Genomic DNA, 17085 nt, shown 5'->3' with positions numbered 1-17085 from the left:
TTTTACAAGTTGTAAAACAGCCTTTCGATTTATCATGATCAAGACCGTTCTGTATGTTTTAAGCCTTTTGTCCTCGGCAGATTCATCAGAACTATGGCCAAAAGAATCAAAGCAATTCCCACCCACTGGATCAAAAGCACTCTTTCTCCCAGCAACAGGTAAGCCATCGTTACAGAAACCGGTAGTTCAAGGGAAGAAACTATGCTTCCAAGCCCTAATCCTGCATTCGGAAAACCTATATTGAACAGTACCGGCGGAATAATCGTTCCGAATAATGCCAGAATGAAGCCATATTTCCAAAATATAGAGTAATTAAATGAGTGGATATGAGTGGTATTTTCTGTAAAAGCAAGATAAACCAACCTTAGCCCGTGAGAATATAATGGACCGATCTGTGCGAAAAATAAAAATGCAAACACCACTATTGAACCGCCTGCAAGCATCACGAGACTCTTTCTGAAAACCGGCAGGTGTGTTGCAATGGTATTGGATGTGAACATCGTTAATGTATATGAAGCTGCAGCCATCAATCCCCAGAACACTCCATGCCAGTCTAACTGTACATCAGTATTGATAAGGTTTGTTGCCAGCACGGTTCCTGCAAGAACAATAACAGTGGCAAAAATTTTCCTTATACCCGGGAGCTTTTTAGTCAGAAAACTTTCCACAACAACACTGAACCAGACAGATTGCATAAGCAGCACGATAGCTACCGATACATTGATATACTGAACCGCCAGATAATAAAACAAGCTTGTACCCCCCAATGAAGTTCCTGCCATTAGCAGCATCCTAACCTCCCGGAATCCCGGGGAAGGCAATGGTTGCTTTGCAGTCTTCGTATGGATAACATTAATGATCAGAAGCCCTATCAATCCCAACAGAAACTGTGAAGTAGTGACTTCGGAAGTGGTGTACCCATCCTGATAGGCCATCTTTACAAAAGTTGCGAGCATACCATATATACTGGCCCCTATTCCTACAAACAAAACCCCTTTTAGTATATTTTTCTTCTTCATAAGTTTTTAACAACCATCAAAGATATCATTTATAATTTTATTGGTCACGATGATATTGCTATGATAAGGAACGGCCCGGGCTTCGCCCGGGCCGTTCCTGTTATGGTTCAGATTATTATGATTACATCTTACTTTTTAATGATTACCTTAGAAACTGCTTCAATGTTAAGCCCTTTTACCTTTACCATATAAGTTCCATTGATCAGTTTATCCGTAGAAATCGATTTTCTGGCATCCGGAGAAATTTTATCTTCGGAAGAAACCAGCTTTCCTGACATATCATAAATTTCAACACTTACTTTTCCTAGTGTATTGCCCGGGAAGCTGATAAAGAATTCATTTTTAGCAGGATTCGGATAGATAGAAATGGTATTGTTCCTGATATCCTTCACTTCATCCGTTGCTAATAAGCATTCTCCCGGAACCGTAAAGTCTTCTACCTGGTCGTTAATATTGGTTTTGGACCCGGCAGAAGCATTAACTCCCAATCCTCTTTTTGCAAAAGCCCCCCAGATCATACATTTATCGGCGCCTCCCGTAGTGGCCAGATCAGCAGCTAATATGGCATTTCTTCCGTCAATGAATGTAGGGTTACAGGCCTGAAGCTTCAGGGCATCTGTCACCAGCTGCAAGACTCTTGAGCTGCCATTGGTAGTGTTCGCCGTTACATCAGAAGAATATCCATATTTGGCAACATATTCCCAATGCAGATCCCACAGCATCGTAGCCCAGACAAACCCGATGGAATGTACATCCGGAACAATTCCTGAACCGTTGTTATATTCCATACCGTTTGTATCTCCATATGTATAGCTGTTGATGGTGAAATTAGGAGAATATTTGGCAGGTCTTATTCCTCCTCCCGTTATAGACTGACCGATCACATATGTTCCCATTCCTCTGGGTACTGATGCGTTGTCTCCCGGCTTATTTGTAAGCATTAAAGCAAAAAAGTCTGACCATCCTTCTCCCATCTGTTCTTTATCATTGGAAGAGTTCAGGCAGTTGTATCCGGAGCCTGTGAGCCTGTTTGAAATGCCATGTCCGTACTCGTGAGTGACAATACCGTTATCAAAGCTGCCGTCATATCTGGCGTCTATCCTTAAATCAACATTCACTGGTATGTTGGCTGTCAGTTTGGTTTTAATGTACTCACCCTCTGCATTGGTAATCAATATGGACGGTATCGTAATGGTATTGTCTACGCCACCCATATTGATCAAAGTAGATCCGTTTGCAGGATCATTGTAGATCACGGCAGCTACCGCCCCGGCATTTTGTGCGTTTTTCACCTTCACAGAGAAACTGCATGTTCCTCTTTGGATCAGCCCTATTTTCCCGGCCAGCTCTCCCGCAGGCAGAGCAGCACATCCATCTGCAACGCTGGCTGCCTTAATATCTCCTGTTATCCCTATGTCATTCAACGGAGCTCCAAACTGTGCCAAACCTCCGTTTACGACCCTTGGAACTGCATCAGACGGGGTATTGTAAAAGAGTTTACGGTTTGATCCCATCCAAAGGTACATTTGCATCAGACCGTTATAATTATCCGGATAACTGGCGAAATTAGCATTATTATAGCCTCCTCCATCTTGTGACTGGGCAAAAACGTCATCATCATCTAAGCCTCCGTTACCAAAATTATTTTTCTGGAAATTCCTGGCAGACTCTGTAAATCCGAATTTGTAAAAAATATCATGGACTTTATTGGTAATATAGAATAAGTTTGTGGTGGCAGCCGCTAAATTGGTATATGGCAAAGCTAAAGGATTATAAGGAAAATCAAAATTTCTGGAAGCTCCGCCGTCCGGTGAGGTGCCAAAGGTATTTTCATCATCATCCTTATCGTCATAGGCATATACATTATTCCCTCTTGTGATGGTATAATGGTTTACCCCGTCAGAATGCCATCCTTCCGGTGAGGAGGTCAACATCCACGGATTAGTCACTACGGCTCTGGCTCCGAAAGTCGGGGATTCGACAGGTAAAGGAAAGATATTATAGGATGCATTATCCGGAACCCAAGCGACATAGTTGCTCATATTGCTGTGCTCCTGATAGAACTCTTTTTCCAAGGGGAATGCAACCATTGAATGCTGCTCATCATGGGAATAAGCATCTTCGTTGAAACGGCATGACAGGTTCAGATTGGCCCTATCCAGGATCTCCCCTGTATGAGCATCCACTAAGATATCCCAGTGATTTGTGGTTTTTGGCTCATGCAGAAGATATTCGTAGGCAAGCTTAAGGTTATTGTTTTTATCTGTGGTATAGACCAGTCTTTCCTTAGCAGCCTGCATCTTATCCGCACTGTTTTCAAAAAACTTTATGATGGGCAGGGCCGATACTTTTTCGTTCCCGAGATCAGCCGCAATTTTACGTAAAGCTTCTTCTCTGCTTAAAACGGCAGTGCTTGATACAGATGTCCTGTAATCCTTTACAAAATTATCTGTGTAGTAAGCGACCTTATTATCTTTAATAAGTACCGTCCCTACTGAGCTGTGTACAGGCAGCCCGTTGTATAGCTGCTGGATTTTTACAACGCTTCCGTTCAGGGATTTGGAGTTATCAATATTATCAATAATAAAATCTGTAAGATCTGATTTTTTATATTCCCTGATCTTGTTCTGAGAGATATAATCTTTAATAAGCCTTTCGTTATTTTGCGAAAACAAAACAGATGGAAGTACGGCAAATGCAGCCAATAAAAGTGGTAAAACTTTCTTTTTCATATTTACTAATAAAGGCGCTAATTTACAAATATTTAACAATCGGAAAATATTTTGTTTTAAAAAAAATATAAGAATATAAACGTATTAATATTTTTCTTTCATTATTTAAAGTCCTTTATCTGATAAGAACTTCCTAACAAATAAAAAAGCCACTCTTTTACAGAGTGGCTCAATATGGTCAATGAATTAAGGTTATTTACCTTCTTCCATTTTTCTTTTCAATTCAGCTAATGCATCGATATCTCCAAGAGTTGATCTTTCTTCGTTTGAAGAAGATGTGATATTCTTAGAAGCTTCTTTGGCATTTTTCTTCTCTTCATCTCTGAAGATACCTGTATGAGAAACTACTACTCTTTTGAACTCTTTGTTGAATTCGATTACTTTGAATTCAGCTTCTTCTCCTTTTTTGATTTTAGATCCGTCTTCCTTCTCTAATAATCTTGAAGGGCAGAAAGCTTCTACCTCAGCATCCTCAAACTGTACAGAAGCTCCTTTATCATGAACTTCTACTGCTTTACCGGTATGGATGGTTCCTTCAGCATATTTTGTTTCAAAAGTATCCCAAGGATTCTCTGTCAACTGCTTGTGACCTAAAGATAATCTTCTGGCCTGGATATCCAATTCAAGAACAATAACATCCAGTTTATCCCCTACTGCACAGAATTCAGACGGGTGCTTGATTTTCTTAGTCCATGAAAGATCAGAGATGTAGATCAATCCGTCGATACCTTCTTCAAGCTCTACGAATACACCAAAGTTAGTGAAGTTTCTTACAGTTCCTACATGCTTGGATCCTACAGGGTATTTGGCTTCGATATTTTCCCATGGATCTTTGGTTAATTGTTTGATACCAAGAGAAATTTTTCTTTCGTCTCTGTCTAAGGTTAATACTTCTGCTTCCACTTCATCCCCTACCTTCACGAAATCACCGGCAGATCTTAAGTGAGTAGACCAGGACATTTCAGAAACGTGAATTAATCCTTCTACTCCCGGAGCAATTTCTACAAATGCACCATAGTCAGCAAGAACCACTACTTTTCCTTTCACTCTGTCTCCTACTTTAAGATCGGCAGAAAGAGCATCCCATGGATGTGGCTCCAATTGCTTCATACCTAACTGGATTCTTGTTTTCTCATCATCGAAATCAAGGATAACCACTTTTACGGTTTGTCCATCCTCAAGGATCTCAGACGGGTGGTTCACTCTTGACCATGAAAGATCTGTGATGTGGATCAATCCGTCTACACCTCCTAAGTCGATAAACACACCATAAGAAGTAATATTCTTAACGGTACCTTCAAGAACCTGTCCTTTCTCCAATTGAGAAATGATTTCTTTTTTCTGACCTTCGATATCTGCTTCGATTAACGCTTTGTGAGATACTACTACGTTTTTGAATTCAGGATTGATTTTCACCACTTTGAATTCCATAGTTTTACCTACAAACTGATCGTAATCTTTGATTGGTTTAACGTCAATTTGAGAACCAGGTAAGAATGCTTCGATTCCGTGAACGTCAACGATCATACCTCCTTTAGTTCTGGATTTTACAAAACCGTTTACGATTTCACCTGTTTCGTGAAGTTCGTTTACTTTATCCCATGCTTTAAGCGTTCTTGCTTTTTTGTGGGATAATTGTAACTGTCCGGTTTTGTCTTCTCTTTTGTCAACCATTACTTCTACTTCATCACCTACCTTAAGACCTTGGTTGTAACGGAATTCGTTAAGAGAAATAACACCCTCAGATTTGAAATTGATGTCAACAATAGCTTCTTTGTCTGTCAATCTTACAACTTTACCAATAAGAACGTCGTTATCGTCCAGATTGTTAAGAGATCCGTTGTAGATTTCCTCCAAGTCGCTTTTTTCTTTTCTAGCATCAGCATCAAGACCAGATTCAAATGAATCCCAGTCAAATTGTTCAGGTGCTACGTTTTGATTTAATAATAATTCTGCTGAATTTGTCTCTTTTGACATATTCTAAAAAATTTGTATTCCTTCTTTTTCAACGGTCTGAATGAATGTGGATTAAAAAATACGGAAGTAATTAATAATTAATATTTTACTTTTTCAAACCTTTACCACAAAAAGTGGCTGCAAAGATACGGATTTTATTTTACATAAACAATATCAATCCCTACCAAAATACCATCATAAAGAACTGATGGTCAAGCCTATTAAAAAACCGTAAAAGCAATCAACCTGAATCCATCCTCATAATTCATAATTCATAACTTATAATCCGGCTCCCGCCAAATCACTACCTTTGTACAATGGAACCTGAATCTTTCTACAAAAAGCTGCAGATTCATGAGATGAATCAAATGCAGAAATCTGCCTATCGGGCTACAGAAAACCACCATGATGTTGTTCTCCTGTCTCCTACAGGCTCGGGAAAAACTCTTGCCTTTTTGTTTCCCGTACTCAGAAATCTCAAAAAGAACATATCCGGAATCCAGGCTCTCATTTTGGTTCCGGCCAGAGAACTGGCCCTGCAGATCAAGCAGGTTTTTAAGTCTATGGGAACAGATTTTAAGGTCTCCGTTTGCTATGGAGGGCATGATAAAAAAATTGAGATCAACAATTTCAATGAAGCTCCTGCTGTATTGATCGGGACTCCCGGAAGAATTGCTTATCATTTGAAAAATAACAACTTCAATCCTGAAAGCATTACGACCTTAGTTCTGGATGAGTTCGACAAAGCTCTGGAACTTGGTTTTCACGATGATATGGAGTTTATCATCCGTTCTTTAAGCAACCTTTCACAACGTATCCTGACCTCCGCAACGGCCATGGATGAGATTCCGGCATTCACCGGATTAAAAAATGAAAAAGTTATTGATTTCTTAAAGTTAAATGAGGTAAAACCAGATATTCAACTCAGAAAAGTAATGACCATTCCGGAAGAAAAACTGGACACCCTTTTTCATCTGGTGTGTAAAACAGGTAATAAAAGAACATTGATCTTCTGCAACCACCGGGATGCCGTTGACCGTATTTCTGAGCTTTTACGGGAAAAAGACATAGATTGTGAGACATTCCATGGCGGAATGGAACAGGATGAGAGGGAACGCGCCTTATTAAAATTCAGAAACGACTCTACCCGGATTTTAATTACAACCGACCTGGCTTCCCGCGGACTGGATATTCCGGAAGTGGAATCTATTATTCATTATCAGTTGCCACCGAAAGAAGATGCTTTTATCCATAGAAACGGACGTACGGCAAGGATGAATGCCAAAGGCTTTGCCTATCTGATCATGACTGAAGACGAAAGCTTCCCTTTCATCAAAAGCAATATCCCGGAAGAAAGTGTTGCAGGACATGATAAAGTTCCTGAAAAAACACCATTTCAGACCATCTACATCAGTGCCGGAAAAAAAGACAAGGTAAACAAGGTGGATATTGTAGGATACCTGATCAAAAAAGGAGAGCTGCAAAAGGAAGATATTGGCCTGATTGAAGTGAAGGATACCACCGCCTACGTCGCGGTCTCAAGGAATAAGGTAAATGCTGTTCTCAAAAAACTGAGCCATGAAAAGCTGAAAAACAAAAAGGTAAAAATGGAGATCGCTTATTAACGGTCCTGATTCTCAGCTTACAGACGGTCATAAGATTCATTAAATGAAGGCATAAACAACTTCTATCAGAACTCAAAAAGGAAAACCGGACTTTTTTTGTACTTTGACTGCCTCATCTTTGAATTTAATCAATCACCATGAACATTAAAACATTTATTGTTGATGCCTTCACCAATGAATTATACAAGGGAAATCCTGCTGCCGTCTGTATCCTAAAAGAACCCATCAGTGAAGAAAATATGATCCTCATTGCCAAAGAATTCGGGTTTTCAGAAACGGCATTTGTGATCCGGGAAGAGCAGACCCTCTTTTCTATACGATATTTTTCTCCGGTAATGGAAATCCCTTTGTGCGGGCACGCTACGATAGCATCAGCCAGAGTTCTGTTTATGGAATACCCGGAATTGGATGAAATAAGCTTTCTGACCCGGTTCGGAGTCCGCCTTGAGCTGAGCCAGTCCGAACAACATATCGAAATGCTGTTTCCTGTGCATGATACCCGGGAGTCTTCAATTTCCGATGAGATAAAAAAGGCCATCGGAATCGAAAAGATCATTAATTGCAGATACAATGAAGACCACAATATCATCATGGCAGAGATAGAAAGCAGTAAAGAACTGCAAAATTTAAAACCGGACTTTAATACCCTGAAAAATATTAAAACCTCAATCAACGGGGTTTTGATAACAGCCCGATCTGAAAGGGAAGATTATGATTTTGAATACCGTTATTTCTGGCCATGGTCCGGCTCAGATGAGGATCCGGTGACAGGAGGAGTCCAAAGCTTTCTGTGCAAATACTGGTCTTTAAAGCTCAATAAAAAGAAGCTTAAAGCCTTCCAATGCTCTGACCGTACAGGCAGCATGGAAGTGGAATTAAGGGATGACAAAACGGTTATAAGAAGCCATGCGGTAATATTCTTAACCGGTGAGATCAATATAAACTAACTGTAAAAGCCACAAAATTGTGGCTTTTACAGTTTATTGATGTAATTATATTATTTTGTTCCCTTCACCTTTGTAGGCAGGGTGTAAACGGATTTTGAAGCCGTAATGAACAATATATCATGATTTTTTCCTCCGAAGGTTACATTAGACGTCCAGTCTTCAGGGATCGGGATGTGGTAGATCTTCTTGCCATCGCGGTTGAAAACATGTACCCCCTCTCCTGTCAGATACAGGTTGCCATGCTTATCCATAGTCATCCCGTCCGAACCCATTTCGCAGAAAAGTTTTTTTTCAGACAGCTTTCCTTCTCCTAGAATATCATATACATATGTTTTTCCCGCATCAATATCCGAAACGTACAGCTTTTTGAACTTCTCGCTTCCCACTACTCCGTTAGGCTGGGTAAACGTTTCTATCTTAATGGTCTTTCCATTCTTATCTCTGTAATAAAGGCTTTTATGCGGGATTTCCTGTTTAAAATCCTCCCAGTAATCTCTTTCATATAAGGGATCCGTGAAATACATTCCTCCGTAGGAATCGTTCCAGACATCATTAGGCCCGTTAAACCTTTTTCCTTCATAGCCTCTGACCAGGACCTCAACCTTTTTATCTTTTGATATTTTCCAGATCTCACCTTTATCATCAGAACATGTAATAAGATTGCCATCCTTATCGAAATGCGTTCCGTTCGCCCTTCCTGTTTTATCAAGAAACTCAACAATAGCATTTGTTTTCCAGTCCCAATAATAAATTTTATCATTAGGCTGATCTGTAAAGTAGACATTACCATCTTCATCGGCAGAGGGCCCTTCCGTAAAACTGAACTGATCGGAAATCTTTTCCGGCTTTACATCATCATAAAACATATTACTATAATTTACTGATCTACAGTTTAGCAATACTAAAACCAAACCAAACAGGCCTGTTTTGAAGATATTTTTCATACCACATTTTTTAGGGCTTACAATTTACGACATACGCCGTCAGAATCAAACATTATTTTCTCAAACTGATACATTATTGCTTTCCCTACAGAATGTTCTCCTTACTGTAAGCAACAGAAGCGAAGAAGTTCGTAATAAAAATAATATGGAAGATTCAACAAAACCTGCATTAAAATATTCCCAACAGTCGATTACAGAAAAATGTAATAAAAAATCAACATAAATCATAAACAAAAAGGACTGGCGCTGCCAGTCCTTCTATATCGGTGAATAATCTATTATTTTATTACCAATTTGCTGTTGTACACTCCTTTTGAAGAATTGATGCTGATGATATACACTCCTTTAGGCGCATTTACATTAAATTCTTTGGTATTGTCTCCTTCGCCCTGATAAGCGGAAGAATAGATCAGCCTTCCACTGGAATCAAACATGTTTACCTTAATTTCTCCTTTTAAATTTCTTGATTTAATAAAGAAGTTACCATCAGTAGGATTAGGATAGATCTTTATATCATTTCCTAGCGGTGAGGAATCTTCATTGGTTCCTAAATTCTGGGTTTCTCTGGTACATACTTCAAGGGACCAGGAGCTGATACTTCCCGTGTTTCCGTTATAGTTATCTGAAGCGAAAAGCTTCCATTCTCCCTGAGCAGGGTGTCCTTTAAATATGGCCAAAGATTCATCGGATTTGGTCTCTCCCTGAACCGGAGAGGCACAGGCAACCGCATTTCCCGTATCACTGAACGATGCGGTAATGCCTGAATAGGAATTACACTTACGGTTCCAGAAAAGTGCAGACAACCCTATCGGGCTTTCTATACCCAGCGCCAGATCTCTAATATTAGTGTGGGTAACAGAAGGTGTTATTTTAATCTTAGTGATAATTCCTGGGTTATTGACCATTAGAGGAACTGAAATTTTTGGTGAAGAAATTCCCGTTCCTCCGGGGCCATCAGTAATAGCAACAGAAGGGCCACTATACGTATATGTTGTACAGTTTTCCCCGGTAACGGAATAGTCAATTACAAAGCTGGGACTCACTGCATAATAGATATTACCCACCGATTCTATCATAATAAACGCATTCGCAGAAGTATATCCTGCAGGGATCATAATTTGCTCATTGCCATCGTTTGGTGTATTGGCTGCAATCGTAGTAAAGGTCTGACCACCGTCTGTAGATAATTTGATATTGACATTAGCTGTATTGATCGGTGCCTGGTTGGTATTGGCTACATCCCAGGTTATATTTGCTGTTCCTCCTGAGCTGAATGATTGTCCGAATGTTGGAGCTGTTACCTGAAAAGGCCCTGCTCCCGCATTCACGGTTACTTTCATTTCATCTTTTGACACTTGTGGTTGGATAGGATTATTATCTCTTACTGTAACGGCAAAATTAAGGTCTCTCGCTATACTGGAAACGCTTTCCCAACGTGTTGATAACACGCCTGCCAATACTTTATTAAATTCCGGAAAGTATCTTACCAAAGAACTTACCGGAGTAAAAGACCTGAAGGTAGGACCTTTCAGCTTTGTAGGATAGGCTTCTGAAATATTGCCGTATCCTATCTGATCAATTTCAGCCTGGTCTGTCTGTTCCCATGTATAAGTATAAGCTGCGGTACCGGTATTTGCAGTAGACGCGGTTAGCACAAAGGGTGTTGATTTAGGAATAATATAGTCAGCCCCTGCGCTAATATTCGGTGCAGGACTTGAAAAAGGAGTATTAACACCACAGGTTACACTCTCCAGATTATCCTTAATCTGCGTAATGCTGTTGGTATGGTAATAATCGTTGGAATTAAACTGGATATCGGAATTAAAGGTTATTCCTGTATATCCCATTATTGTACTGCCGCTTCCTGGCTCTACGGTCTGGTCTGACTGACTAAGCCTATAGGTATAGGTATGGCCTGCACCCAGCTGATGCCCCATTTCATGAGCTACGTAATCAATATCAAAAGTATCTCCTTCAGGAAGGTTATGAGCAGTCCAACCTCCGGCCTTACTATCGTCAACACAGATACACATCAACCATGCTGATCCGTTGGCTCCTTCTTTATCCAACAAATGTCCCATATCATAATCGTCGGCTGGAATTACTGCGGAGATACCGTCATGCGCCTCAATCGGTCCTCCGTCTGAATACGGGTCCGATGCCGGGTCCAAAAATATAATCGCATCATTGTTGGCAATCAGGTTAAAATGAAGTGACAGGTCTTTTTCAAAAACACTGTTCAATCTGGTAAGGGTTGCATTCATTGCAGCCAGAATTACCGCTTTTTTCTCAGCAACAGTAGCTGTAGCAGGTGTTCCGGCAGCAGTTAAATGATATTGTGCATACTCTCCTGTACAGGATAGCGCCAGTCTAAAAACATTAAATCCAGCAGTTTTTTTATTCGCAGCATTGTTCTTTTTTCCAACAGGATTCTTCTGCAGATCATCAATCGTACCACATTCAAAAGGCTCTTTATCCTGGCTTTTCCTCGCGCTGGAATCGAAAACAGCGTATACTGTTCTGTCTTCAGTATAAGGTTCAATAAACTCTGATTTTCCCGAACGGGTGATCATGGAAGAAAACCCAACCGGTGATATGCTGAATCTCAGATGAGCCGAAGGATCTTCTACTCCTGTTCCCACATAGGATTTTATATCAGGATATTTCGCCTGAAGTTCAGGAGCCATATTAGAAAATTCCCAAACCTATCCAAGGAGTAAAGACCTGAAAACTTCAGTTTTTCCTGTACTTTTTTGACTTTCTGAGTCTTTAGCTCAGTTCTTGTCCATTGTGAAAATCCCAAAAGAGGGATCAACAGAATAAAAATAAAATATTTCATAGATGCATTATTTAGTTCCGCCAAATTAATAAAAATTATCGTATTACCAATAAAACAATGTATTTTAATAAAATATAACTAAAAAAATAGCAAATAAATTATATTAAATTAAAAAAAATAAACTAATAAACTAAAAATGATTAAATTATTACATTAAACACAACTAATTCAGAAAAATATTAAGAATAAGTACAGGACAAGTTCCGGGTGCTTAAACAAGAGGGGTATTTTTCACAGATCAAAAAAGGACCGACCTGCACCGATCCTTTTAATCTATAAAAAATAAATTAACATTATTTGATCACTAATTTACTGTTGTACTCTTCTTTTGAAGAATTGATGCTGATCACATATTCTTTGACATCGTTTCATCAGGCCGTTAAGCATAAGAACAGGTCAGTTATACCTATTCTATGCACAGTCTAATGCCAGTCTAAAGATCCCACAGTATTTTATTCGCAGTGTCTTTTAATGGAATTCTTCTGCCGATCATCAATCGCACTGCATTCAAAAGGTCCTTTATCCTGGTTTCTCCTTGCATTGGAATCAAAAACGGCATAAACTGTTCTGTCTTCAGTATAGGGTTCAATAAACTCTGACATTCCCGAACGGGTAATCATCGAAGAAAAACCAACCGGCGATACGCTGAATCTCAAATAAGCTGAAGGATCTTCTATGCCTGTTCCCACATAAGATCTTATATCAGGATTTTTCATCTGAAGCTCTGGAGCCATGTTTGAAGATTCCCAAACCTGAAACTTTTCCAGCTTTCCACTCACGGTAGGAAGTGAAATGATCACTCCTTTTGCGTTGGAAAAGCGGGCAGGTGCGCTGCTCAAGGCAGCTTTAAGCCTGTTCATGTCTAATGAATAAAGACTCTTAAATTCTAATTTTTCCTGCAATTTTTTAACTTTCCGGGCCTTCAGTTCAGTCTTTGTCCATTGTGAAAATCCTATAACCGGAATGATCAGCGCGGAAATAAAGAAATAATATTTCATATATTGTATTTTTTTGATAATCACTAATTTATTAAAAAAAATCATTCGCTTCACTTCTTTTCCACTCCTATGGATTATTAATATAGGAAAGTGATCTGCAACTCTTCAAAAAAGATATATTTGCAGGAAATTTTAAAAAATCTTTATCTTTGGGTTCTAGGATTTAGAAAATGAAGATAAATTTACCTGACAAACTGTATTATTCCATAGGAGAAGTCGCTAAGGCATTTGATGTAAACACTTCACTGATACGGTACTGGGAACAGGAATTTCCTATCATTAAGCCTAAAAAAAATAAAAAAGGAAACCGCTATTTCACGCCTGAAGATATTAAAAACCTTCAGATCATTTACCATCTCGTCAAAGAGAAAGGCTATACATTGGACGGAGCCAGAATTGCTTTGGCCACCAACAGTAAAATTTCCGAAACCATTACTTTAATCGACCGCCTGGAATTTGTAAAAGCTGAATTATTAAAGCTTAAGGATTCGCTGGTGGAAAGGGATACGGAATAGTATAGCTTTAAATAATTTTCCAAAATATAATTTTAAGTTTACGTCAATAACCTAAACGGGTAATTTTTATTTAAAATCACCTGGAAATCAACTTTTTACCTCTCATTCATTGAAAATTTAAGTTTTATTATTTAAGTTTACAATGATGAGAAAGAATTATTACCAGCATATGGCGTTCATGGGAATGCTATTGATCATTCTTTTCACTTATCAGAATTATACAAGTGAAAAGAAAACGGATTTTTCTGATATCACCTTTATTCCGGATAATCATCCTTCAAGTTTATCTGGATTCAACCCTAATGACCTAGGTGCAAAGCAATGGCAGAATCTGGGCTTTTCACCGGCGCAGGCTTCCGTTATTCTTAAATATAAAAAAGTCATTGGCGGAAGCTTTGCTTCAAAAGACCAGCTCCGGAAGTGCTATGCCATTTCCCCGGAAAAGTTCGCTGAACTGGAAGATTATATTCTTCTTCCGGAACAGGCAAAGGCGGATCATGAAGTGATCAGAAATCCTGAAAACACAGTCACTGTTTCTAATCAATTTGATCCCGATCAGCTTTCTGCTGACGACTGGATCCGGATGGGATTCACCAAAAAACAGGCACAAGCCATTCTAAAGTATAAAAGCTATCTTGGCGGAAGCTTTATAAGCAAGGAAAAACTTAAGGAATGCTTCGTTATCAGCGAGGAAAATTACCGGAAAATGGCTCCTTATATCATATTGCCGGAAAAAAGTCCTTCCAACCGGAAAAACCCTGCAAAAACCTTACATACAGGAAAGCATGGCATTCCCTATACCGCTTTTGATCCCAACCTTACCACGGCGAAAGACTGGATAGATCTAGGATTTTCCGACAAACAGGCCAAAACCATCATTAATTACCGGGACAATACTTTAAAAGGGAGTTTCAAAAATCTGGAAGATATCCGGAAATGTTATGTCATTTCAGATGAAAGGTTCAAACAGCTGAAACCTTACCTCAGATTAAATCCGGCGACAATGCATAGGAATGACAGGACAGATATCCAGCAGGAAAAAACAGATTTCTCAAAAACCGACCTGAACTCCATTACCTTCAGGCAGCTTCTGGAATTCGGACTGGATGAAAGAAGCGCAGGCTCCATTATCGGCTTCAGAAGAAAGCTCGGCGGATTTATGAGTAAACAGCAGATCCTGGACACTTATAATATCAACAAGGAACTGGTGCAGAAATTACTTTCAGTCACCCCGCTGGATACTTCCGGTGTTCCCAGATATACATTACACGACGCCCCAGAAGAATGGCTGAAAAACCATCCTTATTTCAGATATTCTGCCGATAAAATCATTTTTTACAGAGTAAGTGAACGTGATGAAAAGAAAATCTGGAAACTATTGAAAATAAAGCCGGAATATGAGGCAAGAATGAAGCTTTATTTGAGATGAGTTATAAGTTATGAATTGATTATGTGCGATAAACTTATAACTCATAATTCATAACTCTCAATTACCTCAATCCACAGTTTTACTTGAGCCTTCAAGAAGTCCGTTCAGAATGGAAAGTTCTTCTACAGTCAAATCTCTCCATTTCCCTACGGGAAGGTCCAGCTTAATATTCATGATCCGGATGCGCTTCAGTTTTTTCACTTCATATCCCAAAAATTCACACATTCTCCGGATCTGCCTGTTCAATCCTTGCGTAAGAACAATCCGGAAATTCATTTCATCAATTTTTTCGACTTCACATTTTCTGGTTACCGTATCCAGAATGGGTACCCCATTTCGCATTTTCTCCAGGAATTTTGGCGTTATGGGCTTATCTACCCTTACCAGATATTCTTTCTCATGGTTATTTCTGGCCCTTAAAATCTTATTGACAATATCACCGTCGCTGGTCAGGAGTATCAATCCTTCACTCGGCTTATCCAGCCTTCCGATGGGAAAGATTCTTTTCGGATGGTTAATATAGTCTACAATATTATTTTTCTCACGTTTGGTATCTGTTGTACAGACAATTCCAACCGGTTTATTGAAGGCTATATAAACAGGCTTATCCTGGGATTCACGAACAGGTTTTCCGTCAACTTCCACGATATCTTCATCAGAAACTTTCGTTCCCAGCTCAGGAATTTCACCGTTGATCTTTATTCTTCCTTCTTCCAGAAGTTTATCAGCGGCCCGTCTTGAGCAGTAGCCCACCTCTGAAAGGTATTTGTTGATACGTATTTTTTCCATTAGTCTTGTCCGTAAACAGTATAGTTTTTATTGCTGAATATTACAATTCCATAGCTTAAGCCTATGAATACGGCATTAGAGCTGTCAAACTTAGGACCTTCAAAAATAAGACCCACCTCCTGGCTCAGCCTTTTCGAATATGAGATCTGCTTCCCAAGCTTTACACCCCAAAATTCCGATTCCGACACTGCCGTATGGTTGATTTGTCTTCCATAATTAAGTTCTATAAAAAAAGGCTCTTCGCCCGGATTAAAAATAAATTTAGGCTGGATCACCCAATAGATCAGATGAAAATTATCTGCAACAAAGCTGTATTTCAATCCTGTACCGAGAGCAAAGTTGGGTAGAAAGTTATATCCGCCGATTACAGAGATACCATAGGTAAACTTATTGGGCAGATAAGGAGCCACATATTGCTGATAATACTGAGAATCTTTGTTCTGACTATCTTTAATGCTGTTCCCGAGGTTATAGCCGGCATTAAGTGACGGATTAAAATAAAATCCCATTTTAGGTTTCCGGGACTCAGCTTCCTGAGAAAAGAGCCTGGAAAATGAAAAAAGGATCAGGAAAAGAAATAGATTGTGCTTCATATCATTTCAAACTTAAAATCGTTGTCAAGAAATCTGGAGGTTGCATTCTCAACATGATATTCCCCGATCTTCGTACGCCTCAGTTGCGTCAAATATGCTCCTGTTCCCAATTCCTGTCCGATGTCATGGGCGAGGCTGCGGATATAGGTCCCTTTGGAACAGCCTACCGTAAAGCTAACAAAAGGCAGGTCTGTTACAATATCTTTAATATAAAAAATAGTTGTTTTTCTTGATTTCATCTCTACTTCTTCGCCGGCCCTGGCAAGGTTGTAGGCTCTTTCTCCGTCTATTTTTATCGCTGAAAAAACAGGAGGTTTTTGCTCTATCTCCCCTACAAACCGGTCCAGAACTTCTTTTATCTGCACTTCGGAAACATGTGAGATATCCTGATGAAGGATCTCAGGTTTTTCAGTATCATAGGATTCCGTCTGGACTCCGATTTTGATTTCGGTACGGTATTCTTTGGGAGCATCCTGTATCTCGGGGATTTTTTTTGTGAATTTGCCACAGCAGACGATCAGGAGACCGGTAGCTTTAGGATCCAGGGTCCCGGCATGCCCGATTTTGAATTTTTTAGGAAGCTTAAATTCTCTTTTAAGTTTGTATTTCATTTTATTGACCGCCTGGAAAGAGGTCCAGTCCAAAGGCTTGTCCAATAAAAATATCTGTCCTGACAGTAAATCTTCAGTCGTCATGAAT

At 39.4% G+C, this 17085-nt stretch carries 13 protein-coding genes; 4 read left to right on the top strand and 9 right to left on the bottom strand.

What is annotated here, in order from left to right; genetic code table 11:
- Positions 1-38 precede the first annotated feature (38 nt).
- The 3 genes from ABMQ40_RS07155 to rpsA form a co-directional block, all read right to left on the bottom strand.
- Positions 39-1019 carry an EamA family transporter gene (locus tag ABMQ40_RS07155; protein WP_370898003.1) on the bottom strand — a complete coding sequence of 327 codons (981 nt, stop codon included), beginning with the start codon at positions 1017-1019 and terminating at the stop codon, positions 39-41.
- A 128-nt stretch (positions 1020-1147) separates the two neighbouring features.
- On the bottom strand, positions 1148-3751 hold the full coding sequence (locus tag ABMQ40_RS07150; protein WP_370898001.1) for a T9SS-dependent M36 family metallopeptidase: 2604 nt from the start codon (positions 3749-3751) through the stop codon (positions 1148-1150).
- Between the two features lie 192 nt (positions 3752-3943).
- A complete protein-coding gene (rpsA, locus tag ABMQ40_RS07145; protein WP_370897999.1) occupies positions 3944-5728 on the bottom strand; it encodes a 30S ribosomal protein S1 in 1785 nt (594 codons plus the stop codon).
- A 296-nt stretch (positions 5729-6024) separates the two neighbouring features.
- Between rpsA and ABMQ40_RS07140 the strand changes: the two genes are divergently transcribed.
- Both ABMQ40_RS07140 and ABMQ40_RS07135 read left to right on the top strand, forming a co-directional pair.
- Positions 6025-7332, top strand: a complete 1308-nt coding sequence (locus ABMQ40_RS07140) for a DEAD/DEAH box helicase (protein ID WP_370897997.1) — start codon at positions 6025-6027, stop codon at positions 7330-7332.
- A 137-nt stretch (positions 7333-7469) separates the two neighbouring features.
- Positions 7470-8279 carry a PhzF family phenazine biosynthesis protein gene (locus ABMQ40_RS07135; protein WP_370897995.1) on the top strand — a complete coding sequence of 270 codons (810 nt, stop codon included), beginning with the start codon at positions 7470-7472 and terminating at the stop codon, positions 8277-8279.
- Positions 8280-8329: 50 nt separating this feature from the next.
- On the opposite strand, the gene ABMQ40_RS07130 is transcribed toward ABMQ40_RS07135, so the two are convergent.
- The 3 genes from ABMQ40_RS07130 to ABMQ40_RS07120 form a co-directional block, all read right to left on the bottom strand.
- On the bottom strand, positions 8330-9223 hold the full coding sequence (locus ABMQ40_RS07130) for an SMP-30/gluconolactonase/LRE family protein (RefSeq protein WP_370897993.1): 894 nt from the start codon (positions 9221-9223) through the stop codon (positions 8330-8332).
- A 278-nt stretch (positions 9224-9501) separates the two neighbouring features.
- Entirely contained in the window at positions 9502-11910 is a 2409-nt protein-coding gene (locus ABMQ40_RS07125; RefSeq protein WP_370897991.1) for a reprolysin-like metallopeptidase, read from the bottom strand.
- Positions 11911-12514: 604 nt separating this feature from the next.
- The gene (locus ABMQ40_RS07120) at positions 12515-13060 is read right to left on the bottom strand and encodes a hypothetical protein (protein WP_370897989.1); all 546 of its coding nucleotides are present in this window, start codon (positions 13058-13060) and stop codon (positions 12515-12517) included.
- Between the two features lie 170 nt (positions 13061-13230).
- Here ABMQ40_RS07120 and ABMQ40_RS07115 point away from each other — a divergent pair, with 170 nt between their 5' ends.
- Together ABMQ40_RS07115 and ABMQ40_RS07110 are read left to right on the top strand one after the other, a co-directional pair.
- The gene (locus ABMQ40_RS07115) at positions 13231-13575 is read left to right on the top strand and encodes a MerR family transcriptional regulator (RefSeq protein WP_370897987.1); all 345 of its coding nucleotides are present in this window, start codon (positions 13231-13233) and stop codon (positions 13573-13575) included.
- Between the two features lie 142 nt (positions 13576-13717).
- Positions 13718-15004 (top strand): helix-hairpin-helix domain-containing protein, encoded by a 1287-nt coding sequence (locus ABMQ40_RS07110; RefSeq protein ID WP_370897985.1) that lies wholly within the window; start codon positions 13718-13720, stop codon positions 15002-15004.
- Between the two features lie 66 nt (positions 15005-15070).
- On the opposite strand, the gene rluF is transcribed toward ABMQ40_RS07110, so the two are convergent.
- Genes rluF through truB form a run of 3 tightly spaced genes read right to left on the bottom strand, consistent with a single transcriptional unit; the run spans position 15071 to position 17081 of the window.
- Complete coding sequence (rluF, locus tag ABMQ40_RS07105) at positions 15071-15793, bottom strand: 23S rRNA pseudouridine(2604) synthase RluF (protein WP_370897983.1); 723 nt, start codon at positions 15791-15793, stop codon at positions 15071-15073.
- Positions 15793-16386: a hypothetical protein gene (locus ABMQ40_RS07100; protein ID WP_370897981.1), complete on the bottom strand. Its 594-nt coding sequence runs from the start codon at positions 16384-16386 to the stop codon at positions 15793-15795. The genes rluF and ABMQ40_RS07100 overlap by 1 nt, the downstream gene beginning before the upstream one ends.
- The gene (gene truB, locus ABMQ40_RS07095) at positions 16383-17081 is read right to left on the bottom strand and encodes a tRNA pseudouridine(55) synthase TruB (RefSeq protein ID WP_370897979.1); all 699 of its coding nucleotides are present in this window, start codon (positions 17079-17081) and stop codon (positions 16383-16385) included. The genes ABMQ40_RS07100 and truB overlap by 4 nt, the downstream gene beginning before the upstream one ends.
- Positions 17082-17085: the final 4 nt, after the last annotated feature.

This window comes from Chryseobacterium gossypii, assembly GCF_041361455.1.
In the GTDB taxonomy this organism is placed as follows: Bacteria; Bacteroidota; Bacteroidia; order Flavobacteriales; family Weeksellaceae; genus Chryseobacterium; species Chryseobacterium gossypii.
Note: the sequence above shows the minus strand (reverse complement) of the source record. Positions and strands in the feature narration are given on the sequence as shown.